Source organism: Shewanella sp. (genome assembly GCF_041630135.1).
GTDB lineage: Bacteria > Pseudomonadota > Gammaproteobacteria > Enterobacterales > Shewanellaceae > Shewanella.
Genome location: NZ_JBFKLW010000002.1, coordinates 103776 through 127825 on the forward strand (window position 1 = coordinate 103776; position 24050 = coordinate 127825).

Consider the following 24050-nt stretch of genomic DNA (forward strand, 5'->3'; position numbering starts at 1 on the left):
TTACAGCACGTACACGAACACAAACAAACACAGCCACACCACGTCGACAAAGTGCCAGTACCAGCTGCCCGCCTGGAATGCGAAGTGGTTGTCGGCACTGAAATGCCCTTTGAGAACCCTGAAAAACAGTACCAACAGGAAGATGGTGCCCAGGGTGACGTGCATGCCGTGGAAGCCTGTGAGCAAAAAGAAGGTATTGCCATACACCCCGGAGGCCAGCGTCAGCCCCATTTCTGTGTAGGCATGGATGTATTCTTCTGCCTGCAATATCAGGAAGCTCAGACCCAATAAAATGGTGATCCCGAGCCACAGCGTCAGCGCGGTGCGCTTACCTTTTTCCAGTGACACATGGGAAAAATGCAGCGTAAATGAAGAGGTCAGCAGCAAAATAGTGTTGATAAGTGGCAGCCCGGTCCATCCCATGGCCTGGGTTTGGGTGCCATCTGGTGTCGTTTCCAGCGGCCAAACGGCTTCGAAGGCTGGCCATAGCACCTCGTGGGTCATGGCGTTATTGGAGGCGCCGCCAAGCCAGGGTACTGCGACCATGCGGGCATAAAAGAGTGCCCCGAAAAAGGCGGCAAAAAACATGACTTCGGAGAAAATAAACCAGCTCATTCCCTGACGGAATGAGCGATCCATTTGTCCCGAATAGAGCCCTGACATGGACTCATTAATCACGTTCCGAAACCAGCCCACCATCATAAACAGGATAACGGCAATCCCCAGCAGCAGGATATACCCGCCGCCGCTGCCGCCCGATTTTAGTTGGTGGACGTAATTGCCGGCACCGAAAGCAATCAGGAAGAGGCCGATAGCGCCGATGATGGGCCAGCCGCTCTGGCTGGGTACATAGTAGTTTTGAGGCTTGCTTGTCATTTTGCTGCTCCTGCCTGTATGGCTCCGGCCAGACTCTTGTCGGTGATGTCATACAGGGTATAAGAGAGGGTCAATGTCCCTATGGACTCAGGCAGGTCGGGATCTACAAAGAAGATCAGCGGCAGCGCTGCGCTGTCCTGGCCTGCCAATACCTGTTGGTTAAAGCAAAAGCATTCGGTTTTGTTGAAGTAAGCGGCGCCCTGGCCCGGTGACACCGAGGGAATTGCTTGCCCAACGATGCGTTTACCCGAGTTATTGATGGCATGAAATTCGGTGCGCACCAACTCCCCCGGATGTACCTGCATGCGCTTTACTGCCGGGCCAAACTCCCAGGGCATGCCGGGCTGAACCTGTGCCATAAACTCCACTTCAACAGTACGGGTCTCATCCACGCGTATTTCGTTGTAGCTGGCGGCTTCGGAACTGGTTTTGCCATTGATGCCGAGCTTCTCGCACAGCACGTCGTAAAGCGGCACCAGCGCGAAACCAAAGCCGAACATGGCCACACATCCAAGGGCGAGCCCCAGAATGAGTTTGCGGTTTGAGACCCTACCGGAAGTCATTTACTTCACCTCGGGTGGAGTGCTGAACGAGTGATAAGGCGCTGGGCTTGGCAGCGTCCACTCCAGACCTTCGGCGCCTTCCCAAGGCTTGGCTGATGCCTTTTCACCTCCACGGATGCACTTGATCACCACAGCGAGGAAGATGAGCTGTGACAGACCAAAAGCAAAACCGCCGATGGAGACTATCTGGTTTACGTCAGCGAACTGGATGGCGTAATCGGGGATGCGTCGGGGCATGCCCGCCAGCCCCAGAAAGTGCATAGGGAAGAAGAGCACGTTCACCGAAATCACTGAGCACCAAAAGTGCAGTCTGCCCAGTTTCTCGTCGTACATGTGACCAGTCCACTTTGGCAGCCAGTAATAGGCTGCGGCCATTATCGAGAAGATGGCGCCGGTAACCAGCACATAGTGGAAGTGGGCCACCACGAAATAAGTGTCGTGATACTGGAAGTCCACCGGGGTTATCGCCAGCATCAGTCCTGAGAAACCACCTATGGTAAACAGGATGATAAAGGCAATGGCAAACAGCATTGGCGTTTCAAAGGTAATGGAACCGCGCCACATGGTGGCAACCCAGTTAAACACCTTCACACCGGTGGGCACTGCAATCATCATGGTGCAGTACATAAAGAAGAGTTCGGCGAATACCGGCATGCCGGTGGTAAACATATGGTGTGCCCACACCAGGAAAGACAGAATCGCGATGCTGGCGGTGGCGTACACCATAGAGGCATAACCAAACAGCGGTTTGCGTGCAAAAGCCGGCACTATGGCTGAGATGATCCCGAACGACGGCAGGATCATGATGTACACCTCTGGGTGGCCAAAGAACCAGAAGATATGCTGGAACATAACAGGGTCGCCGCCACCGGCAGCGTCAAAGAAGCTGGTGCCAAAGTACTTGTCGGTCAGTACCATGGTTACTGTACCGGCTAATACCGGCATCACAGCAATCAGCAGGAAGGCGGTGATAAGCCAGGTCCACACAAACAATGGCAGCTTCATCCAGGTCATGCTCGGTGCCCGGAGGTTCACAATGGTCACAATCACGTTGATGGCGCCCATGATGGAGCTGATCCCCATGATGTGCACTGAGAACACAAACAGCGCGGTACTGTCAGGGCTGTAAGTGGTAGACAGCGGAGCGTAGAAGGTCCAACCGAAATTGGGGGCACCCCCTTCCATAAACAATGAACTGAGCAGAATGAGAAATGCGAATGGCAGGATCCAGAAGCTCCAGTTATTCATCCGCGGCAGCGCCATATCTGGCGCGCCAATCATCATGGGGATCAGCCAGTTAGCCAGTCCGGTAAAAGCTGGCATAACCGCGCCGAACACCATAATGAGTCCGTGAACAGTGGTCATCTGGTTAAAAAAGTTGGGTTCAACCAACTGCAGGCCGGGCTGGAATAATTCTGCCCGGATCACCATGGCCATGGCGCCGCCGGTGAGGAACATGATGAAACTGAACCAGAGGTAAAGGGTGCCTATGTCCTTGTGGTTGGTGGTTAAAATCCAACGCATTATGCCCTTGGCAGGGCCATGATGGTGTTCGTCATGGACGCCCTGATGGGTATCGTGGGTCGTGGTTGTCATTATCGTTCCCCTACTTTCCATGATTGTTGACGTCGGTGGCCTGAACCGCATCACCGGTGCTGTTGCCCCAGGCGTTGCGTTCATAGGTCACCACGGCGGCTATGTCCTGTGCCGACAACTGCGAGCCGAAGGCTTGCATTGCGGTACCTGCCTTACCCTTGATAACGATATCCAGGTGGTCGGTAACGGGACCTGTGGCAATGGGACTGCCCTTCAGGGCGGGGAAGGCGCCGGGCAAACCGGCACCATTGGGCTGGTGGCAGGCGACGCAGGCGGTCATATACACCTTTTCACCACGGGCCATCAGTTCATCCATCGACAGTGGCTCATTTGAAGCGGGCTCTTCGGCGACCTGGGCTGTTTCCGCAACAGGTGGAGTTTGGCTGCCGGCTGATGGCTCAGTGGCAGCTGGCGTCGCATCTGCGCCGGGCTCGGTGCTTGAGGGAGCGGAACTGGCAGCACCATCAGCACTGTGGCTATTTACGTCGGCCGCTTGCACAGTATCACCTGTGTTGTTACCCCAGGCATTGCGCTCATAGGTCACCACAGCTGCAATATCGGTAGCTGAAAGTTGCTTGGCGAATGCCTGCATGGCAGTGCCGGATTTGCCGTTGATGACGATCTCCAGGTGATTGGCGACAGGTCCTGCGGCTATCGGACTGCCTTTAAGTGCGGGGAACACGCCGGGCAAACCCGCTCCGTTGGGCTGGTGACAGGCGGCGCATGAAGCCAGATAGACCTTTTCACCTTGCGCCATTAATTCATCCATGGACAGAGTTTGACTGAGCGCTGCTGCAGCTTCAGCTGCCTGTGCAACGGCCTTCTGCTTCTGGGTAGCTACCCAGGCATCAAACTCATCTTCAGCCAAAACCTGCACCACAATGGGCATAAATCCATGATCTTTGCCGCACAGCTCGGCACATTGACCACGGTAAATGCCGGGTTTGTCTACCCGGGTCCAGGCCTCATTGATAAAACCGGGATTGGCATCTTTTTTCACGGCAAAGGCAGGCACCCACCAGGAGTGAATAACATCATCAGATGTCATCAGGAAACGGACTTTGCGGTTGGCCGGCAGCACCAGAGGATTATCGACTTCCAACAAATAGTGTTCGCCTTTGGCCTCGGCTCCTTCTATCTGAGCGCGAGGTGTGGCGAGGATGCTATAGAAGCCAAAATCATGATCAAAGTAATCGTAACGCCACTTCCATTGGGAGCCGGTGACTTTGATGGTCAGCTCAGCATTGGAAGGATCTTCCATGGCAATCAATGTCTTGGTTGCAGGAACAGCCATGCCAACCAGGATCAGAAAGGGTACCAGGGTCCATGCAATTTCAACTTTGGTACTTTCATGGAATTGGGCGGCGACAGCACCCTTTGATTTGCGGTGGTTAATCATGGCGTAAATCATGGCGCCAAAAACCACCACACCTATGGCGCAGCAGATGTAAAGGATGGTCATGTGCAGGCTATAAACCTTGCCACTGATTTCCGTCACGCCCTGCGTCATGTTGAGCGGCATGTCAGCCGCAAGGATTGGCGGGGCCAATAAAGCCGCCGCGACATAATACAACCAATGCTTCACAAGACATCTCCTCTGTCAATTGCATCAAGCAACTACAAAGAAAAGTCACACAGTAAGTCTCTGCTCTATGCAAACTCTTCGGTTCCCACAAAAAGCAACGATGACTTCAAAGTGCATTGGCGGTTTGATGATTGGTTAGGTCTTTACAGCTATCTTAACCACACTTGCACCTACAGCTGAATATATCGGTCTGATCCACATTATCCGGGGCGCAAGCCTCAGATATTGCGACGACATAATCGCCAGATATAACAAACAAATCGTTGTTAGCCTGAACTACATTACTTGCAGATTAAATATTGATCAAGATCACTTTCTTTTCTAATTATCTGAAAAAATTATCGAAAAAAAGCCCCGGAAACGGGGCAGAAGGGATTGGCAGTGAATTTAGTGGAACTGAACTGGGTGTCTGAGTATTGCGGCTGGCTCGGTTCTTACTGGCGCGTTGTTAGCATGAGAGTGAGTGTTTACATTTTCAAAAATCACCCCAAGGGCAACGGCACTGCGGGCAACCAATTCCAGGCGACGTTTGTCTCTGGTTTCCAGTGTATTGGTCCAGCATAAAACGGCACTTGAGGTACCATTGGTCAGCGCCTTTTCCATTGCCCACAGTGTTTCAACTTCGTCCTTGGCATGCACCAGCAATACTCTGTCCATGCGGACACCGGCCTGAGCCAGCATAGATTTAAGACCAATATTTGGTGGACTGATGAGCACAATCCAGCGTCCTTCCAGACTCAGGCGAGCCAGTTCCGGGGCCAGATTGGCCAGTTCATCGCGGCCCATAGAGCAGGTGGATCGTGTGAGCACCTGAGCCTGAACCATCCCACTGCTTACAGGACTATCTGTCCACAGGCCAGGGTGTCGTGGTGCGTTGCCAAGGAGCTTGTTCATAACCAGTCTCCGTTGCGGATAACCCCTACAGCCAACCCTTCGATAGCCAGGCTTTGGTGGGTCAAATCCACTTCGATGGGGGCAAAATCTTCGTTTTCGGCATGCAGATACACCACATTGCCTTTTTTCTCGAAGCGCTTAACTGTGACATCGTCTTCCACTCTGGCCACAACAACCTGACCATTACGAGCCTGTGTCATTTTATGTACCGCCAGTAAGTCGCCATCGAGAATGCCTATGTCTTTCATACTGTCGCCGCGAACCCTCAGCAGGAAATCGGCATGGGGACGGAACATACTGGGGTCGACCTGGTAATACTGTTCAACATGTTCCTGCGCCAATATGGGTTCACCTGCTGCAACCTGACCTATGAGTGGCAGGCCAGGATCCGGCTGGTCTTCCAGTTCGTCACCGGCGAGACGAATACCGCGTGATGTGCCGGGCATAATCTCAATGCAGCCTTTTTTGGCCAAGGCTTTCAGGTGTTCTTCAGCGGCATTGGCACTTTTGAAGCCCAGTCTTGTGGCAATTTCTGCTCGTGTGGGCGGCATGCCCGTCTCGGCAATATTACGTTTGATCAGATCCAGAATTTCTGCCTGGCGCGGCGTCAGAGGTCTCATGGTCATTCCTGTTTTTCTATACAGTTACTGTCAGTATATACAGTATTTGTGGTAGTGCAAGTATTAACCATTTTTCAGATTATTGGCGGAGGGATATGGCTGTCTGATATTCTATGCCGCTATCAATAGAAGCCTGGTACCTGAAAGCATGCCTGTACACGACTCAATTTGGTTTAAATCTCTGCGTTGGATCCAGAAATGGCTGGTGCATACCATAGTGGTGCCTCAGGACCCATTCTCCGATTTGAATCTGGATCCCGCCAGACCACTGGTCTATGTGATGAAGACTGAGTCAGTGAGTGATATCGCTGCACTCCATGACAGTACCGTAAAACTTGGTCTTCCCAGTCCCTACGAGCCGTTACAGCTCAATGGTGTTCAGACTCCGCGTGTTGTCTGTCTTGAAGGTGGTAAGCCTCTTTTTGGCAAGCGTGAAAGCAATGAGCCATTTTTGCAGACATTTTTGCAGTTGCTCGCCTTGCATCGTCAGCAGAAGGAACTGGATATACAGTTGGTTCCTGTGAGTCTTTATTGGGGCCGTACGCCGGGTAAAGAAGATGACAGTATGCGAGCCGCTGTGCTGGAGCGCGAAGATCCAACCTGGCTACGGAAGTGTCTGATGATCTTGTTTTTGGGTCGTCACAACTTTGTGCAATTTTCCCGCGCAGTGTCCCTCCGACACATGGCAGATGAACACGGTACCGACAAGCGTATCGCTCATAAACTTGCCAGGGTCGCCAGGGTTCACTTCCGCCGACAGCGTAAAGTCATGACAGGACCTGTGTTGCCTAACCGTCAGGCGATGTTTCATGCACTGCTTAAGTCCGAGAACCTCAAGAAGGCCATTGCCGAAGAGGCCGCCAGCAAAAAGATTTCTGAAGAAAAGGCCCGTGAAACTGCCATTGAGTATCTGGACGAAATTGCAGCCGATTACTCTGACAGCCTGGTGCGTATCGCTGAGCGCTTTCTTACCTGGCTTTGGAATAAGCTTTATAAAGGTATCAGCATAAAGGGTGCTGAGCAGATCCGTCAGTTGCATCATGATGGGCATGAAATCGTGTATGTACCATGCCACCGCTCGCATATGGACTATCTGCTGCTGTCTTACATTCTTTATTACCAAGGCATGGTGCCGCCCCACATTGCCGCGGGCATAAATTTGAATTTCTGGCCCGCCGGCCCTATGTTCCGCCGTGGTGGCGCCTTCTTTATCCGCCGCAGTTTTAATGGTAATAAGCTGTACACTGCGGTGTTCCGAGAGTACCTCGATCAGTTGTTTGCCAAAGGTTATTCAGTGGAATACTTCACTGAAGGCGGACGCTCCCGTACCGGTCGCTTGCTGGCACCCAAGACGGGAATGCTGGCGATGACGCTTTCGTCTGTAATCCGGGGTATTGAGCGCCCTGTGACTCTGGTGCCCGTGTATCTTGGCTATGACCACGTGATGGAAGTGGCTACTTACCATAAAGAGCTTTCCGGTAAGAAAAAGGAAAAAGAATCAGTCTGGCAAGTATTTGGGGCTATCCGTAAACTGGGCAACTTTGGTCGTGGCTATGTGAATTTCGGTGAACCCATTACGTTGCAAAACTTCCTCTCTGAAAAGGTGCCTGACTGGCGCGAGCAGGTGAGTGAAGATCCGGAGCAGAAGCCTAGTTGGTTGACTCCGGTGGTGAACGCCCTTGCGAACAGGGTGATGTCCCGCATAAATAACGCGGCCGCCGCAAGCTCGGTTACCCTGTCCAGTATGGTGTTGCTCGCATCAGAACAAAATGCGTTGGAAAGAGGCCAATTAGAACGTCAGCTGGATCTCTATCTGCATCTGCTCAAGGCTGTTCCTTATACTAATTATGCTTCGGTGGCGGAGGGTGAAGGTAAAGATCTGGTCGACAGAGGGCTTGAGCTGAATAAGCTGGTCGAAACCCGTGATGGATTGGGTTCTATCATCTCTATTGAAGATGCGCAGGCAACTTCAATGACCTACTACCGAAATAACATCATTCATATGTTTGTGGTGCCATCATTGCTGGCTACCATCATGGTGCGACATGAGCGTATCGGCCGCGCAGAACTGCATGAATTGGTGGCCGAATGTTACCCGTTATTGAAATCTGAATTGTTTATGGGCATCCAGGATCTTTCTGCCTATGTGGACTCGCTGTTGGCATCTTTTAAGGCGGAAGGGCTGGTTACCGGCGATGAAACATTGCAGTTGGTTGATGAGCGTATCGGTCAGTTGATGCTGCTGGCCGGTGTGGTTTCAGAAACCCTTCAACGTTATGCGGTGATCTTTAACCTGTTGGCTAAATCCCCTGATATGGAACGCTCTGATCTTGAATTCCACAGCCATCGCCTCGCGAGCCGTTTGGGTGCTATCCATGGCGTGACGGCGCCTGAATTTTACGACAAGAAACTCTATGCGCTCTTGTCCAGCAAGCTAAAAGAGCTTGGCTATTTATCTGATAAAGCGGATGGTGGCAAAGCACGTAATATTCGAGATCACGTGAATGGTTTATTACGTGGTTCTGTCCGCCAAACCATTATCGATACGGTGAATCAGGAGCAAGACTGATGGCGAATCATATGAATGCGGCCAGCCACGGAGCAAAGGCACCGTCTTTGCTTGGTGGTGCGATGATCATCGCCGGTACTACCGTAGGTGCGGGGATGTTTTCGCTGCCGGTAGTGGGTGCTGGTATGTGGTTTGGATGGTCTTTGGTGCTGATGGTAGTCATTTGGCTGTGTATGTTGACCTCAGGCTTACTGCTTTTGGAAACCAACTTAAGATATGAGCCCGGTGCCAGTTTCGACACCCTGACCCGTGACACCCTGGGGCGTTTTGGCCGGATAGTGAATGGCCTGTCCATCGCTTTTGTACTCTACATCCTTACCTACGCCTATATCAGTGGCGGTGGCTCTATTGTGAATCATAGCCTGGAAGGCCTCGGCATAAGTCTGCCCCAAAGTGTAGCAGGGCTGGTGTTTGCACTGGTGCTGGCGGCTGTCGTGATGATCAGCACCCGCGCCGTGGACAGGATTACCACCATAATGCTGGGTGGCATGGTGATTACTTTCTTTCTTGCTGTAGGCAATCTGCTGATTGAAGTAGATACTCTCAAGCTGTTTTCCCCCGATAGTGAGCCGCGTTTTGCTCCATTTTTGTGGGCCGCAATTCCCTTTGGTCTTGCCAGTTTTGGTTATCATGGCAATGTGCCTTCCCTGGTAAAGTACTACGGCAAACAACCCTCGGTTATCATCAAAGCCATTGCAATAGGCACTTTTATTGCGCTGGTGATTTATGTGTGCTGGTTGCTTGCGGCCATGGGGAATCTGCCTCGCAGTCAGTTCAGTGAAATCATTGCTCAGGGCGGCAATATGGGCGTGTTGGTGTCGGCGCTATCCGGCGTCATGGCCAGTGAATGGCTGGGTAAGATGCTGACCTTATTTGCCAATTTGGCTGTGGCTTCATCCTTCCTGGGGGTGACCCTGGGGTTGTTTGACTACCTGGCTGATTTGTTTGGTTTTACCGATAGCCGCACCGGCAGGCTGAAAACTGCGGCTGTTACCTTTTTACCACCTACTTTGCTCGGTATCCTGTTTCCCAATGGCTTTTTAATCGCCATTGGTTTTGCGGCGCTGGCAGCAACGGTTTGGACCTTGTTGGTACCAGGTATGATGGCCTTTAAACTGCGAAGCCGAGAGCCAAACTATCAGGGCTTTGTAGTGCCGGGAGGCAATGGGGTGATTTATCTGGTGATAGCGTTTGGAGTGTTAACGGCGGCTTGCCATTTATTGGCGATGGCGGAGTTGTTACCGCTTTTCAAATAAACTAAAACGACAGAGATGCTTGCGTTGCAAACCAGGGTTTTGTGCGCGAGCTCTCTTGACAAATTCATAAGATTCAGTAATTTGTATCCTTGTTCTGCGGGTGTAGTTCAATGGTAGAACGGCAGCTTCCCAAGCTGCATACGAGGGTTCGATTCCCTTCACCCGCTCCAGATTCCTTATCCGTGTTCGTAATCAGCTACATCCCTGACGCTTCATTTCTGCTTTCATCACATCTGCCACCAGATGCAGCACAGCTATCCAGGCTGCCTTGGTTTCGGGTGTAAACTCATCTTCCAGACCTTCAGCCAGGGTATAAAGTAATGCGTTACCCACGGGGGAAAAGTGGCTGGTCTTTACACCATATTGAATATGTCTGCGAGCCAGTTGTTCCAACACGGGAACCAGTTTATCGGGCTGGTTGAGTCCTTTCACAGCCGCATCCAGCATTGCCATTAGCTTGCGTCCCTGATTATGCAAGTCAGATTTGAACAGCTGACGCAGTGACGGATCTATTTCAAACAAGTTTTGGTAAAACAGCGCCGCTGCAGCATCCGAAATCGGGCGAACCAAATCAAATGATCGTTGAATCAATCTAATCTGCTGTTCTGTCAACGACATAATGGTTCCTTTCTTGAAAAATTTCCCTTAAGCATAGACAAATTTTTGGCTGGCAACTTAACTTGTATATCAAATACCTGTTGATAATGTGGATGTTACTATGAGGGTTAATGGATATATGCCCGGCCAGCCATGTTGGAGCGAATTGGCAACCCATGACTGGCAAGGAGCCAAATGTTTTTATCGTGATCTGTTCGGTTGGGAGATTGCTGATGTGGCCTTGCCGGGCACTGAATTTTCTATGTTTACACTCGATGGTGATGATCTGGGGGCTATCTATCAGGTGTCTGAAATATCGGCCGATGACTCGAAAACCCAATGGAGTATCTACTTCGCGACTGAGGACGTGGAACTGACCATTTCAAAAGTGGTTGCAGCCGGTGGGCAATTGGTGATGGGGCCTCATGACATAGGTTTGGCTGGCCGAATGGCTCAATTGACCGATGCTGAAGGGGCACATTTTGCCGTTTGGCAATCCAACCGCCACATAGGTGCAAAGCGCAGGAGTGAACCCGGCACCTTGTGTTGGATTGAATTGGCAAGTCGCGCGCCGTCGGCTGCGCATAAGTTCTACTCTGATGTGTTTGGCTGGGATTACCGGGATAGTGACATTACAGATATGCCATATAGTGAGTGGCTGGTGTCGGGGGAGGCCCATGGTGGGATGTTGGAGATGACACCTGAGTGGGGAGATATGCCACCTCACTGGATGCTGTATTTTCAGGTATTGGATTGTGATGACTATGCCCTGCGGGCCAAAAAACTCGGCGGTACCGTCTGTGTCCCGCCAACCAAGATCCCGGGCGTCGGGCGTTTTGCTGTACTTAAAGATCCCGATGGCGGGGTGTTTTCTGTCATTGCACTACAGGAAAGCTGAGTTAACCCGGCTTATCTATCAAAAAGCTTGCTGGACAGCTGTCTCTGAGATTGGGGGCGTTTCGCTCCATTAAGTGCTTTATTTCCACTGAACTGTCGAGCGAGTCTGGCAGACTCAGACGTACCTCAGTCAGCAGGCCGCGGCTGCAATGAAAGCTAACCCGCTTGCCACTGTGCTGGCCAAATTCTTCGATAAACAGCTTGCGTAAATTGGCCGTGGTCTGCATTTTGCCACTGCTTCGAGCCAGTTCTTTTGCCATGCGGCTGTTGTTCACCAGTTGGGTAAGCCTTGCCGCCTCTATAAAGTAATGGCTGGCATCCATTGTTTGGCAGCTGCCGTGCTTCCACCATTGATGGCGATCCAGACAGGTGTCAAATTCAGCCGAGGGCATCACCCCTGCCAGTGTTGTTTCGGCTTCCCTGCTTAAGGTCAGGGCCGGATAGTGACAAAAGCCCCTGGCCTTTTGGCGCACTGAGCCACAAAACCCATAGTCGGTGCCACAGCTGGCTTTATTGGGCCACAGGCCATGGAGGGTGAGTGATTGCCAGCGGGCATCGTCAGGGCTGCTTTGAAGTGCATGGCATTCACGCTTGCCCTGGCCGTAAAGTTCACAAAAGGCACCTTGCCAGCTTAATGCCAGAATATGGCTGTCCTGCTCGCCTGCCGCATCACAGCGGCCGCTGTCGGCGCTGCTTTGTTGTTGCGCTATTGTTCCACAGCGTCCGTTCACCCAACGCTCAGGGGAGGTGAGGGCGGCGGTTTCCAGACGTACCCAGTCAGGTCGCTTCGGATTACCCAGCACTTGAAGCACGGTATAGCTTTGTCCTGGCACAGTCATCATCTCACCCGGGTTAGTGAGTTTGTTCTTCGACTGATACAGGGGGCAGTGTTGGTCAGCAAGAAAAGTGTCTGCTGTTGCCGGAGCTATCAGACACAGGGAAAACAGCGGGATAAGGCGCCGCAACAAGACCATATTTTGATAAACCCACAACAACAGATTGCGATTAGTTTATCAGGCTTCCCCCGAAGAGGAAGCCTTACAGATCAATAACTAGACTTAGGTATTATCCTGACTTTTTCCAAATGGCATACGTCGGTAAACCAGCAGATACAGGGCCGGCAACACAAACAGAGACAACAGTGGTGCCGTCACCATACCGCCCACCATAGGCGCGGCGATTTTCTGCATCACATCATTGCCGGAACCCGCCCCCCACATTATGGGCAGCAGACCAAAGAAGATGGTCGCCACCGTCATCGCCTTGGGGCGGATACGCATCACGGCACCTTCAATCAGCGCCGCGCGCAAGTCGGACTCTTGCTGTAGTTGTCCCAGCCCCTGCTTTTGTTTGATAGCGTTGTTGAGATATACCAGCATGACCACCCCAAACTCGGCAGCAACCCCGGCCAGCGCTATCATGCCTACGGCCACGGCCACCGACATGTTGTAGTCCAGCAGATACAGAAGCCAGGTGCTGCCCACCAGGGCGAAGGGCAAACTCAGCATGATCATGCTGGCCTGTTTACCCGAGCCGAAGGTCAGCATCAGCAGAATGAAGATAATGCCAATGGCGAGCGGTACCACTTGCTTGAGTTTGGCATCGACCCGCTGCATGTATTCATACTGCCCGGCAAAGCTGTAGCTGTATCTGGAAGGCAAAGTGAGCTCTTGATCCAGCACCTCTTTGGCGGCATTGATGTACTGTCCTATGGATGTGCCCTTGATATCCACGAACACCCATGAAATCAGGCGACCATTTTCGCTCTTGAGCATCGGCGGACCATCGGTTATTTGGATATCGGCCAAATTACCCAGTGGCAGATAATGGCCGGATTTGGTGATTACCGGCAGATCTCTGAGTTTTTCAATGTTGTCCCTCAGCTCCCGCGGATAACGCAGGTTTATCGGGTAGCGTTCTGCCCCCTGCACCGATTCTCCTATGTTCATACCGCCGATAGCGTAACGCACCACATCCTGGATATCAGTCAGGGTCATGCCGTAACGCGATGCCACATTCAGCTTAGGGCTGATGTCGATGTAACGGCCACCGCCAACCCGTTCGGCGTAGGCTGAGCGGGTGTTGGGCAACTTGGCCAGAATAGCCTCGACATTGGCTCCAATAGTTTGCAGTTCATCTACATCGGCGCCGGTGATCTTGATACCTACCGGGGTTTTAATGCCGGTAGACAGCATGTCGATGCGGGTCTTGATGGGCTGAACCCAGGCATTGGTCAGGCCGGGTACCCGTACCGTTTGCTGCAACTGCTCGATGACGCCATCCAGCGTCATGCCTTCGCGCCATTTATCCCGAGGCTTGAGCATGATGGTAGTTTCCAGCATGGTCAGCGGCGCCGGGTCAGTGGCTGATTCGGCGCGACCGATTTTGCCAAACACCCGTGACACTTCGGGAACGGTTTTAATCAGCCTGTCGGTTTGTTGCAACACTTCTGCGGCCTTGCCTGCACTGATGCCGGGCAGTGCCGTTGGCATGTACAGCAGGTCACCTTCTTCCAGTTCGGGCATGAATTCGCTGCCCATGCGGCTCACCGGATACAAGACACTGGCAAGGGCAATCAGTGCCACAAACAGGGTGAGCTTGGGAAAATCCAACACCTTGTTCAGCGCAGGCTTATACAGGGCTATCAGGAAGCGGCTGATAGGGTTGGCCTCTTCCGAGGGGATTTTGCCGCGAATAAAGTAGCCCATCAGCACAGGCACCAGGGTGATAGCCAGCACCGATGCCGCCGCCATAGCGAAGGTTTTGGTGTACGCCAGCGGAGCGAACAGTCGCCCTTCCTGAGCTTCCAGTGCAAACACGGGAATAAAGCTTAAGGTGATGATAAGCAGTGAGAAAAACAGTGCAGGGCCCACCTCAAGTGAGGCCTCGGTAACCACTTCCCAGTGCTCTTTTGGGGTTGGGTCTCTGTGGTGCCTGGCTCGGAAGTGCTCTAAGTGTTTGTGCAGGTTTTCTATCATCACAATGGCGCCGTCCACTACAGCACCAATGGCAATGGCGATACCCCCCAGACTCATAATGTTGGCGTTAACGCCCATGTGGTTCATCACAATAAAGGCGATAAGAATCGACAACGGCAGGGTAAAAACAGCCACCAGGGTAGAGCGGGCGTGCAGCAGGAATACCAGACACACCAAGCCCACAACCAGCATCTCCTCCACCACCTTGCTGAAGAGGTTATCTACCGAATTTTCAATCAGCTGTGAACGGTCATAGGTGGGCACAATTTCCACACCCTTGGGCAGGCCGCCTTTGAGCTCTTCCAGCTTGGCTTTCACTGCATCAATGGTGGCCAGCGCGTTTTCACCGTAGCGCATCACGATAATGCCACCGACAACTTCGCCTTCACCGTCCAGCTCAGCAATACCGCGACGGGACGCAGGGCCTTTGCGGATGGTAGCCACGTCTTTAAGCTGTAGCGGTGTTCCGGCGGTGGTGGTGATCCCAAGCGGAATTTCGCGGAAATCATCCAGTGTCTGGCGGTAGCCCTTTGCTCTCACCATATATTCGGCTTCGGCCATTTCCACAACGCTGCCGCCGGCCTCGCCGTTGGCGCGGGTGATGGCGTCCTTGATGGCGGCTATGTCCAGCTTATAGATGGCAAGCTTGTCCGGCTCCAGCACGATTTGGTAGGTCTGTTCCATGCCGCCAACGGTGGCCACTTCTGACACTCCGGCCACACTTTGCAATTCCAGTTTCAGATACCAGTCCTGCAGGCTTTTCAGCTGGGATAAGTCCAGGCTGCCACTTCTGTCGACCAGGGCGTACTCGAACACCCAACCTACACCTGAGGCGTCGGGTCCCAACGAAGGCTCAACGCCGGCTGGCAGTCGGGTTCGAACCTGACTCAAATACTCAAGTACCCGGGAGCGGGCCCAGTAGATGTCGGTACCATCTTCAAAAATCACGTAAACATAAGAGTCGCCGAACATGGAGAAGCCACGCACGGTTTTGGCCCCGGGCACCGCCAACATGGCAGTGGACAGGGGATAAGTGACCTGCTCCTCAACCAGTTTGGGCGCCTGGCCCGGGTAGCTGGTTTTAATGATGACCTGTACATCCGATAAGTCAGGCAGGGCATCCAGAGGAGTCTTTTTCAGCTCATTCACACCCCAGAGGGTGACCATCAGCGCCACCACCAGCACCATAAATCGCTGGCGGATGGAGGACTTGATAATGTAATCCAACATGGCTTGCCTCCTAGTGCTGATGGCCGCTGCCAAGGCGCATCAAACTGCCCTTGAGACTGGCTTCGGAATCGAGCAGGAATTGGCCGGAAGTAACCACCAAATCCCCTTCATCAAGCCCGGAGAGGATTTCAGCTTTGCCCTGAGACAGCATGCCTACGCCAACTTCTTTGGCAACAAAGCTGTTGTCCGAGTTCTTTACTATCACCCGATTCTGGCTGCCAGTCTGGATAAGGGCTTCCTGTGGAATAGCCAGTACGTCACGCTTGGGGCCACCATAGAGCTTGACCTTGGCGAGGGTGTTGGGCCTGAGTTCTTTGTTGTTGTTGGTCAGCACCACCCGAACACGCAGGCTGCGGGTCACGGGGTCCAGCTCCGGATAGATGTAGTCGATGCTGCCTTCAACACCGGTCATACCCATGGCGGGTACGGCCACTTCAGCTCCCTGACCGACCTTCAGCCAGCTCTGTTCATTTTCAAATACATCGGCAATCACCCATACCTTGCTGATGTCGGCCAGCTCCAGCATCTCGGTCATTGGCTGGATATACATGCCTTCACGCACATTCAGCGCGGTGATGACTCCGGATTCACGGGCATAGAAAGGCACCCGATATTGAGTCTTGCCTGACTTGGCCAGCGCGATCACCTGGGCTTCGTTCATGCCCAGCAGTTCGAGGCGCAGTCCTGCTTTACGCACCAGTTCCTTATAACGTTCGGCATCGCCGGATTTTTTCAGGGTATCCATTGCCAGCAGGTAGTCGTCCTGGGCATTGACCAGGTCAGGGGAGTAGATTTCATACAGTAACTGGCCCTTGGTAACCTTGTCGCCTACGGCATTCACCTGTAGCTTTTCAATCCAGCCGTTGACGCGGGCGTGAACGTGCACCAGTTGGCTTTCATCGTAACCAACCTGGCCCACGGTGGAGACAAAGCGCCACAGGGTTTCGCGTTCAGCCTTGGCGACCCGCAGTGCCAGCGCCTGTTGCATGCTGCCGGAAACATCAACCTGCACCTCTTGTCCGGCGCCCATTTCCACTTTTTCGAGATCCATACCGCAAATGGGGCAACTGCCGGGCTCATCGCTGATGATATGGGCGTGCATCGGGCAAACATACTTAACCTTGCCGCCTTCCATCGGGCTGGCAGCTGGTTTGGCGAAAATGTCTTTCTGTGCGGCCTGATGGGCGCTGTGATCTTCAGCTGGCTTGTGGTCAGCGTGGGGATCGGCTTCTTCTTCCTCTTCTTTTTCTACCAGGAACATCTTGCATTTGGGGCAACGTCCGGGTTCATGGCTTTCCACCTCGGGATGCATCGGGCAGGTATAGGTTTTTTGTTCGGTGGCCAGTGGTCCGCTGGTTTGAGCCGATGCACCAGCACCGGGTACCAGGAACATCTTGCACTTGGGGCAACGTCCGGGTTCGTGGCTTTCCACTTCAGGGTGCATAGGGCAGTGATAGACGCTGGCTTGGCCAGCTTCTGTTGCTGCAGTAGGCTGGGAGCCTTCGGCAAGCACCATGGCAGGCATGCCGGGACCAAAGGCGATGCTGACGCCCAGGAGCAGCAGTGCGCTTTTTTGCTTTTTCGTGTTCATAGTTAACCTCATTTCCACCCTTGGCCTGTCAGTGATGCTTGTGATGTTCGGATTTTTTCGGGCAGTTGGCACAGTGCTCGCCCTTGGCGGCACCCACTGGCTCAAGATCCATGCCACAGTCAGGGCAGGAATCACCGGCAACCCCGGTTACCTGGGGATGCATGGGGCATTTATGGGTGTGCTTGGCCTCAAGATCCATGCCGCATTTGGGGCAGTTGTCGCCGGCTTTACCGGTAACTTCAGGATGCATAGGGCAGGCGTGGCTGCCTCCGGTCTCGGCACTGACGGCCTGATGGCCGTGGTGCTCGTGGGCAGGCGTTGCCTGAGCGCTGACTGACATAGTGACAGATAAAAGTGCGGCCAAAAACAGGCCAATCAATGTTTTCATAGAGATACTCCACTCGGGTCAGCAGCAGAATGAGAATAGCTGCGACGACCTTATATTCAAAGAAGCTGAATTAATTGCGTAACTTCAGGATGTGCTTTCAGGCTTTGGGCGGCTTGAAGGCGGCAGTGGGCGCAATTGAGTGGAAATGAGGCAAGGGCAACGCTTGGGCTTCTTCCGGACCGAAAGACATTGGCCAGGAATTGGCAACGGGTAGACTCAGGCTAATGGAGATGGTCAGGCAATGGGTGCAGTCACCCATACAAAAACCATCGCCGTCACAACAGGAGGACATGCTGTAGTCGGGAAGCATGGTCATGTCCTGATTGTCACAACAGGCGTGTGGCTTATCTGCCATCTCCGGGTGCCCTGTCGTTAAGGCGCTATCCATGGTTTCGGCCATATCCATATCAGCTGACATCACCATAGCATGGCCATTACCCACCAATGCCTGACCCGCAAGGGCAAGCAGGGTAAAGATAACCAGCAATGGTTTACGCAGCATCAGCGACATAAAGACCTCAGACCATGAACGGCGACGATATTACCACAGCGTGCTTAAATGGATATTGATTTTACTCACAAAGCTGCAGTTGCTCAGTGCGCTGCCGCCATCCTGGCCATCATAGCCGCGTGGTCGAGCATAATGACTTGCCCGTCCGACTTGCCGTCGCGGCTCAGTGTGGCTTTCGGCGCCTTGAGAAAACGTCTGGCTTCATCATAGCTATAGAGCTTGGGCAGCGTGAGTGTCAGCAGTTGCTCATCGCCTACGCTCAGCGGCAAATACAGCGGACCTGAGCGCAGCCACTGGCCGGAGTCATCGGCGTTGCTGGCGTACATCTCGGCAAAGCGCAGCTCCAGCAAGTGGTCGCCTTTGGGCAGCATCAGTGGTTTGGTGATGTCGCGCTCGCCATTCACAGCCTCTAATCCCAGCTGCTGTGGCAGGTTGATAGTGGCGGCACTGGCGAGGGAAGAAAGCAGCAGGCCAGCGGTGATAACAAAAGATTTGATAAAGGTTTTCATGCAATTACTCCTGGGCCGCTAAAGGCGTACCCTAAAAATTCGACGTTAATTTTGCGTGGGTGTGGAAACACTCAGGCCAAATCAGGCGGCGGAGTTTGCAGTGAACCTATAAAGGCAATCAGGCTCCAGGACGCAGTGGCAACGGCATCCTGGGGGTGATGATGGGTGCTGTGAAGCGGCAATATTGGCAAAGCCATTGCCGAGGCGCAGTGACGGGCGCAGTCGGATTCGCTGTGGCTGGCGCAGTGGGTCTGACAGTCGGTGTCGTGCTCACCTGTCACCATCATGGTGCTCATGTGGCTGACGTTGGACGTCTGCGCCATGTTAGCCATGTCTCCCATGGGTATTTCTTCCATGGTCATTGGTGTATTCACAACAGACACAAGAGCCTGCACCGGGATCAGCATTTGCCCCAGCAGCATAGTAATCAGCAAGAGTTTTAATGCCAGTTGCGGCAATCTCAGGCTCATGGTTGGCTCCGTTAGTGTGTCGATAAATCAGACCGGTGTGGCTAAGCAATAGTTCCAAACATGTACGAAATTTTCTGCTGTGTGGCATTTAGAAGAGTTTATTGGGTTACCGGAGGTTGTACTGCTTGCAAGTATCAGTGCTTTATTTTAGGTTTTTATGTTGCAATATCAGGAAAATGCAATTTTGTGGCCAAAGTTTGCGCTGGATCTCAAACCTATACAAAACTTGGGGACAGGCTCAAAAACTTCGCTTGCGGTCAAATTTCCGAAACCTGAATTACCCTACTATGGGCACACTAAAACAATAACCCGATTTTGGAGATAGAGTGATGAACTGGCGTGCACTATTCAAACCCAGCGCGAAATACTCAATATTTGCCCTGTTGTTGGTAGGTATTGTGGTTGGCGTAGTGGGTTACTTTGCGACACAAACCACACTGCATATGACCAGTACAGACGAGTTCTGTATGAGCTGTCACAGCAATCATTCCCTTAAAAACGAAGTGCTGGAATCTGCACACGGCAACAACAAAAACGGTATTGTTGTTCAGTGTCAGCAGTGCCACATCGCTCAGGAGCCTTTCGCTTACCTGAAGAAAAAAATCATTGTGTCCAAGGACGTTATCGGCTTCCTGACCATCGATGGCTTCAATACCCAGGAATGGCTCGAAGCCAACCGTAAAGAGCAGGCTGAACTGGCCCGTGATTACCTGCGAGCTATCGATTCCTCTACCTGTCAGAACTGTCACAATCGTATTTACGAGAACCAGTCTGAAAACATGAGCAAGATGGCCGTGCGTATGCACAGCAACAACTTCAAGAAAGAGCCTGAAAAGCGCAAGACCTGTATCGATTGTCACAAGGGCGTTGCCCACCCCTATCCAAAGAGCTGATAGCGGTCGCGCGATATAGTGATAGCAAAAAGCCCCGCAATGCGGGGCTTTTTGGTGGTTGTGGTTCAAAGCGACATCAGCGCTGGCGCGCTTCGGCCTCAAACCTGGCCAGTGCCTTGGCGCGGTATTCCAGCAGTGCAAACACGCCAAAGGTAAACACCTGTAAATAGTCGCCGCCCTTCAGTGGCAGCAGCTTTTTGAACAGCAGGTGAAAAATCCCAAGTTGAAAGCTGTGCATTACCACAGTCACTCCCAGCAGGATTTTCAGCAGAGTACCGATATTGCCATCGAAGGGCACAAACAGGTTATAAGCCATCATTACCCAGGCGCCCAGGGTTGTCAGTTTGCCAAGCATGGTCAGCCACTTCATTGGGTTAGCTCTCCGGTGTTAAATTGCAGCAAGCGGTAACACACCTGGCCCGCGAGCTTATGTTTTAGCTCATCAAAACCCGCTGGCAACGCCATGCCAGCCAGCTCACTCTCGGTTTCCAGATACACCAGTGCTCCCTCTTTCAGCCAGTTGTGGGCCTTAAGGGCATTGAGGGTTGCTTCCGCCAGTCCCTTTCTGAATGGCGGATCGATAAACACGATATCAAACCCTTCCCCAGTGCCTGAGGCCAGCAGCGCGAGGGTGTCGCCATTGACCACCTCAGCGCTGTCGCATTTTAAGGTCTGCAGGTTGGCTTTCAGTTGATTAGCCGCGTCACGTTGAAGCTCAAACACCTTGGCGAAGCTGGCATAGCGGGATAAGGCCTCGAGCGCCAGCGCACCGCTACCGCCAAAACAATCCAGCACCCGGGAATGGGGCAAATGTGGTGCTATCCAGTTAAACAGGGTTTCTCGCACCCGGTCGGTGGTAGGGCGCAGCCCTTCCAGATCCTTGATTGGCAGCTTGCGTGAGCGCCATTGGCCGCCGATGATCCGTACCTGCCCTGTGCCCGAAGCGCCACTGGATTTGGGTTTAGTACCCTGACCGCGTCCGGCAGATGAACGATTTCTGTTCATTGGTTCCCCGTCATTTTGCCCGAAGAAAGAAAGTGGTAGACTAGGCCACCCCGTAAAAGGCCGTCATTTTAACGTAAAGCGTATCCCCAGGGATACCTTCCCGGACGGCATGGAATGACCGATGAAGCCACCGGCTTCGCAAACGGCCCTGAGCCAACACTGACCGGTACAACAGATGTCAAAGAAAGGTTTTTTCTCCTGGTTTCGCCGGGACAAGGATGATGCGGCCGTAAACCAGGCCGAATCAGAACACGCCAGTGCCCAGCAGGCGCAACAAGAACAGATTGCCACCGAGCAAGGCGCAGTTGAACAGGCTGCCGCCGAACAAGCAGACCAGGCTGAGCGTCAAGCCGCCGAGCAAGCCGACGCCGGCCGCGCCGAAGCCGCTCGTGTAGAGGCTGAGCGTGTTGCCGCTGAGCAAGCCGAAGCAGCCCGCGCCGAAGCGGCTCGTCTTGAGGTTGAACGCGTTGAAGCTGAACGTATTGCCGCTGAGCAAGCTGAGGCCGCTCGTCTTGAAGCTGAGCGTGTTGAAGCCGCTCGTCTTGAAGCTGAGCGTGTTGAAGCCGAGCAAGCCGAAGCCGCCCGGGCCGAAGCAGCTCGTCTTGAAGCTGAGCGTATCGAAGCTGAACGTATTGCCGCCGAGCAAGCGGCTGCAGCCGATCTTGAGGTGCAGCCCGAACCTCAGGCCAAGCCGGTGAAAGAAGGCTTCTTTGCCCGTTTGAAGCGCGGCTTGATGCGCACCAGCGAGAACATCGGCAGCGGCTTTATTGGTCTGTTCCGTGGTAAGAAAATTGATGATGAGCTGTTTGAAGAACTGGAAGAGCAGCTGCTGATCGCCGACGTGGGGGTTGAAACCACTTCCAAGCTGATCAACAGCCTGACCGAGCACGCCAGTCGCAAGCAACTGAAAGACGCCGAAGCCCTGTACGAGCTGCTGCGTGAAGAAATGCAGCGCACCCTGGAGCCTGTGAGCGTGCCTCTGGTGCCAGAAAATGCCGATGGCCCTTATGTGATCCTGATGGTGGGCGTAAACGGCGTAGGGAAAACCACCACCATTGGTAAGCTCGCCAAGCAGTATCAGAGTCAGGGCAAGAGCGTAATGCTCGCCGCCGGTGATACCTTCCGCGCCGCAGCGGTTGAGCAATTGCAGGTGTGGGGCCAGCGAAACAATATCCCTGTGGTGGCACAGCACACCGGTGCCGACAGTGCCTCGGTGTTGTTTGATGCGCTGCAATCGGCCAAGGCCAAGGGTGTTGATGTACTTATTTGTGACACCGCCGGCCGTCTGCAGAACAAGAGCCACCTGATGGAAGAGCTGAAAAAAGTAGTGCGGGTGATGAAGAAGCTCGACGAGAGTGCTCCCCACGAGGTGATGCTGACGCTGGATGCGAGCACAGGTCAGAATGCCATCAGTCAGGCCAAGCTGTTCGAGGAAGCCGTAGGCGTAACGGGCATCTCCATTACCAAGCTCGATGGTACGGCAAAAGGCGGAGTTATCTTTGCCATTGCCGATAAATTTGGTATTCCTATCCGATACATAGGCGTTGGCGAGCAGATTGACGATCTGCGGGTGTTCAATGCTCACGACTTTATCGATGCCCTGTTCAGTCAGGAGAAAACGGATAACCCATGATTCGATTTGAGCAGGTCAGCAAGGTCTACTCCGGCGGGCAAAAAGCCCTGTCCGATGTGAATTTCCATTTGCGCCGCGGCGAGATGGCCTTCCTCACCGGACATTCGGGAGCAGGCAAGAGCACCCTGCTTAAGCTAATTACGGTTATCGAGCGCGCCAGCGCCGGTAAGGTATATATCAATGGCCATGATATTGCCGATATCAGCCGTCACCACGTGCCTTATCTGCGCCGTGAAATTGGTATGATTTTCCAGAATCATCACCTGCTGATGGACAGAAGTGTGTTCGATAACGTGGCCTTGCCGCTGGTTATCGAGGGTTTCAGCCATGGCGAAATTAAAAAACGGGTGGCAGCAGCACTGGATATGGTGGGTCTGTACGGCAAAGAGCGTCATAACCCCATTATGTTGTCGGGCGGCGAGCAGCAACGGGTAGGTATCGCCCGTGCCATTGTTAATAAGCCAGCCTTGCTGCTGGCAGATGAGCCTACGGGTAACCTCGACCCCAAGTTATCGATGGATATTCTGCGGCTGTTCGAGACCTTTAACGATGCCGGTACCACTGTGCTTATCGCTACTCACGATCTGGGCCTGATAGCCCGGATGAAATATCGCACCCTGACCCTGCGCCAGGGCCGTATGCTGGGGGCGCGCGAGATTGGCGAGCCGCTGCGTCGCGGCGAATAAAGGAGCTGACCATGCGTGAACACGGCGAGCTGACCCGCAGCAAACTACCTTTTACCGGCCAGATTGTGATGTTCTTTATCCGCCATATTCAGCAGGGAATGGCCAGTATAGGCGAGCTGTGGCGCAATCCGGTTTCATCAATGATGACCATGGCAGTGTTGGGCGTAAGTCTGAGCCTGCCGGCGGCATTGCAGGTGTTGGTGAAGAATGCCGATACCATTACCCAGTCCTGGAACAGTGCGGCCGAAATTTCACTGTTTATCGATGATGGCCGAAGCGAGCAGGCGATTCAGAGCTTGATATCCCGCATTAAGGTGTACCCGGAAATCGCCGAGGTGAAATATATCAATCGCGACGAAGCCCTGGCCGAGTTTCAACGTTTGTCGGGCTTTGGTGAGGCGCTGTCTTATCTCGATGCCAATCCATTGCCTGCGGTGGTGACCGTCACGCCGACGGTAAAATACTCCACCCCTGTGGGAGCCAGAGAGTTGCTGGGCAAGCTCGAGCGTGAGCAGGAAGTAAGCTTCGGCCGCCTCGATATCGAGTGGTTGGAGCGGCTGCAGGCGGTGATCCGTTTACTGGAGCGCACCGTAATGGCCATAGCGGCATTGCTGGTACTGGCAGTTGTGCTGATTATTGGCAATACCATTCGCCTGGCAATTATGAACAGGCGCAGTGAAATTGAAGTGATGAAGCTGGTGGG

General features: G+C 53.2%; 23 protein-coding genes and 1 tRNA gene. 8 read left to right on the forward strand and 16 right to left on the reverse strand.

Annotated features, from left to right (window positions below):
• From ABYK60_RS01190 to lexA, 6 genes are all read right to left on the reverse strand, one after another.
• A complete protein-coding gene (locus ABYK60_RS01190; protein WP_372870070.1) occupies window positions 1–876 on the reverse strand; it encodes a cytochrome c oxidase subunit 3 in 876 nt (291 codons plus the stop codon).
• The gene (locus ABYK60_RS01195; protein WP_372870072.1) at window positions 873–1439 is read right to left on the reverse strand and encodes a cytochrome c oxidase assembly protein; all 567 of its coding nucleotides are present in this window, start codon (window positions 1437–1439) and stop codon (window positions 873–875) included. Before ABYK60_RS01195 ends, ABYK60_RS01190 begins: the two co-directional genes overlap by 4 nt.
• Window positions 1440–3035, reverse strand: a complete 1596-nt coding sequence (gene ctaD, locus ABYK60_RS01200; protein WP_372870074.1) for a cytochrome c oxidase subunit I — start codon at window positions 3033–3035, stop codon at window positions 1440–1442.
• 10 nt (window positions 3036–3045) lie between these two features.
• Window positions 3046–4620: a cytochrome c oxidase subunit II gene (gene coxB / locus ABYK60_RS01205; protein WP_372870076.1), complete on the reverse strand. Its 1575-nt coding sequence runs from the start codon at window positions 4618–4620 to the stop codon at window positions 3046–3048.
• Between the two features lie 387 nt (window positions 4621–5007).
• Window positions 5008–5514 (reverse strand): cell division inhibitor SulA, encoded by a 507-nt coding sequence (locus ABYK60_RS01210; RefSeq protein WP_372870077.1) that lies wholly within the window; start codon window positions 5512–5514, stop codon window positions 5008–5010.
• Entirely contained in the window at window positions 5511–6134 is a 624-nt protein-coding gene (gene lexA / locus ABYK60_RS01215; protein WP_372870079.1) for a transcriptional repressor LexA, read from the reverse strand. Before lexA ends, ABYK60_RS01210 begins: the two co-directional genes overlap by 4 nt.
• 148 nt (window positions 6135–6282) lie before the next feature.
• On the opposite strand from lexA, the gene plsB reads away from it, so the two are divergent.
• From plsB to ABYK60_RS01230, 3 genes are all read left to right on the forward strand, one after another.
• Window positions 6283–8703: a glycerol-3-phosphate 1-O-acyltransferase PlsB gene (plsB, locus tag ABYK60_RS01220; protein WP_372870081.1), complete on the forward strand. Its 2421-nt coding sequence runs from the start codon at window positions 6283–6285 to the stop codon at window positions 8701–8703.
• On the forward strand, window positions 8703–9959 hold the full coding sequence (mtr, locus tag ABYK60_RS01225; RefSeq protein ID WP_372870083.1) for a tryptophan permease: 1257 nt from the start codon (window positions 8703–8705) through the stop codon (window positions 9957–9959). The genes plsB and mtr overlap by 1 nt, the downstream gene beginning before the upstream one ends.
• A gap of 96 nt (window positions 9960–10055) precedes the next feature.
• Window positions 10056–10129 (forward strand) — tRNA-Gly (locus tag ABYK60_RS01230).
• Window positions 10130–10151: 22 nt separating this feature from the next.
• On the opposite strand, the gene ABYK60_RS01235 is transcribed toward ABYK60_RS01230, so the two are convergent.
• The gene (locus ABYK60_RS01235; RefSeq protein WP_372870085.1) at window positions 10152–10577 is read right to left on the reverse strand and encodes a globin family protein; all 426 of its coding nucleotides are present in this window, start codon (window positions 10575–10577) and stop codon (window positions 10152–10154) included.
• A 100-nt stretch (window positions 10578–10677) separates the two neighbouring features.
• On the opposite strand from ABYK60_RS01235, the gene ABYK60_RS01240 reads away from it, so the two are divergent.
• Window positions 10678–11454 carry a VOC family protein gene (locus ABYK60_RS01240; RefSeq protein WP_372870087.1) on the forward strand — a complete coding sequence of 259 codons (777 nt, stop codon included), beginning with the start codon at window positions 10678–10680 and terminating at the stop codon, window positions 11452–11454.
• 1 nt (window position 11455) lies between these two features.
• Here the strand turns inward: ABYK60_RS01240 and ABYK60_RS01245 are convergent, their stop codons facing one another.
• The 7 genes from ABYK60_RS01245 to ABYK60_RS01275 all read right to left on the reverse strand — a co-directional run bounded on the left by ABYK60_RS01245 (window position 11456) and on the right by ABYK60_RS01275 (window position 19130).
• The gene (locus tag ABYK60_RS01245; protein ID WP_372870089.1) at window positions 11456–12427 is read right to left on the reverse strand and encodes a ribonuclease T; all 972 of its coding nucleotides are present in this window, start codon (window positions 12425–12427) and stop codon (window positions 11456–11458) included.
• 84 nt (window positions 12428–12511) lie between these two features.
• Window positions 12512–15661: an efflux RND transporter permease subunit gene (locus ABYK60_RS01250; RefSeq protein WP_372870091.1), complete on the reverse strand. Its 3150-nt coding sequence runs from the start codon at window positions 15659–15661 to the stop codon at window positions 12512–12514.
• A gap of 10 nt (window positions 15662–15671) precedes the next feature.
• Window positions 15672–17252, reverse strand: coding sequence for an efflux RND transporter periplasmic adaptor subunit (locus ABYK60_RS01255; protein ID WP_372870092.1), 1581 nt, complete (start codon window positions 17250–17252; stop codon window positions 15672–15674).
• Window positions 17253–17280: 28 nt separating this feature from the next.
• On the reverse strand, window positions 17281–17640 hold the full coding sequence (locus tag ABYK60_RS01260) for a heavy metal-binding domain-containing protein (RefSeq protein WP_372870094.1): 360 nt from the start codon (window positions 17638–17640) through the stop codon (window positions 17281–17283).
• A 97-nt stretch (window positions 17641–17737) separates the two neighbouring features.
• Window positions 17738–18151 (reverse strand): hypothetical protein, encoded by a 414-nt coding sequence (locus ABYK60_RS01265; protein WP_372870096.1) that lies wholly within the window; start codon window positions 18149–18151, stop codon window positions 17738–17740.
• An 83-nt stretch (window positions 18152–18234) separates the two neighbouring features.
• Window positions 18235–18660 (reverse strand): DUF2057 family protein, encoded by a 426-nt coding sequence (locus ABYK60_RS01270; protein ID WP_372870098.1) that lies wholly within the window; start codon window positions 18658–18660, stop codon window positions 18235–18237.
• Between the two features lie 71 nt (window positions 18661–18731).
• A complete protein-coding gene (locus ABYK60_RS01275) occupies window positions 18732–19130 on the reverse strand; it encodes a hypothetical protein (RefSeq protein WP_372870100.1) in 399 nt (132 codons plus the stop codon).
• Window positions 19131–19459: 329 nt separating this feature from the next.
• On the opposite strand from ABYK60_RS01275, the gene ABYK60_RS01280 reads away from it, so the two are divergent.
• The gene (locus ABYK60_RS01280; RefSeq protein ID WP_372870102.1) at window positions 19460–20023 is read left to right on the forward strand and encodes a NapC/NirT family cytochrome c; all 564 of its coding nucleotides are present in this window, start codon (window positions 19460–19462) and stop codon (window positions 20021–20023) included.
• Between the two features lie 76 nt (window positions 20024–20099).
• Here the strand turns inward: ABYK60_RS01280 and ABYK60_RS01285 are convergent, their stop codons facing one another.
• On the reverse strand, window positions 20100–20393 hold the full coding sequence (locus tag ABYK60_RS01285; RefSeq protein WP_372870104.1) for a DUF1145 domain-containing protein: 294 nt from the start codon (window positions 20391–20393) through the stop codon (window positions 20100–20102).
• Window positions 20390–21028: a 16S rRNA (guanine(966)-N(2))-methyltransferase RsmD gene (gene rsmD / locus ABYK60_RS01290; RefSeq protein WP_372870106.1), complete on the reverse strand. Its 639-nt coding sequence runs from the start codon at window positions 21026–21028 to the stop codon at window positions 20390–20392. The genes ABYK60_RS01285 and rsmD overlap by 4 nt, the downstream gene beginning before the upstream one ends.
• A 175-nt stretch (window positions 21029–21203) precedes the next feature.
• Here rsmD and ftsY point away from each other — a divergent pair, with 175 nt between their 5' ends.
• The 3 genes from ftsY to ABYK60_RS01305 all read left to right on the forward strand — a co-directional run.
• Window positions 21204–22661 (forward strand): signal recognition particle-docking protein FtsY, encoded by a 1458-nt coding sequence (gene ftsY / locus ABYK60_RS01295; protein WP_372870108.1) that lies wholly within the window; start codon window positions 21204–21206, stop codon window positions 22659–22661.
• Window positions 22658–23347 (forward strand): cell division ATP-binding protein FtsE, encoded by a 690-nt coding sequence (gene ftsE / locus ABYK60_RS01300; RefSeq protein ID WP_372870110.1) that lies wholly within the window; start codon window positions 22658–22660, stop codon window positions 23345–23347. Before ftsY ends, ftsE begins: the two co-directional genes overlap by 4 nt.
• A gap of 11 nt (window positions 23348–23358) precedes the next feature.
• A partial coding sequence (locus ABYK60_RS01305) for a cell division protein FtsX (RefSeq protein WP_372870112.1) occupies window positions 23359–24050 on the forward strand: 692 nt, incomplete at its 3' end.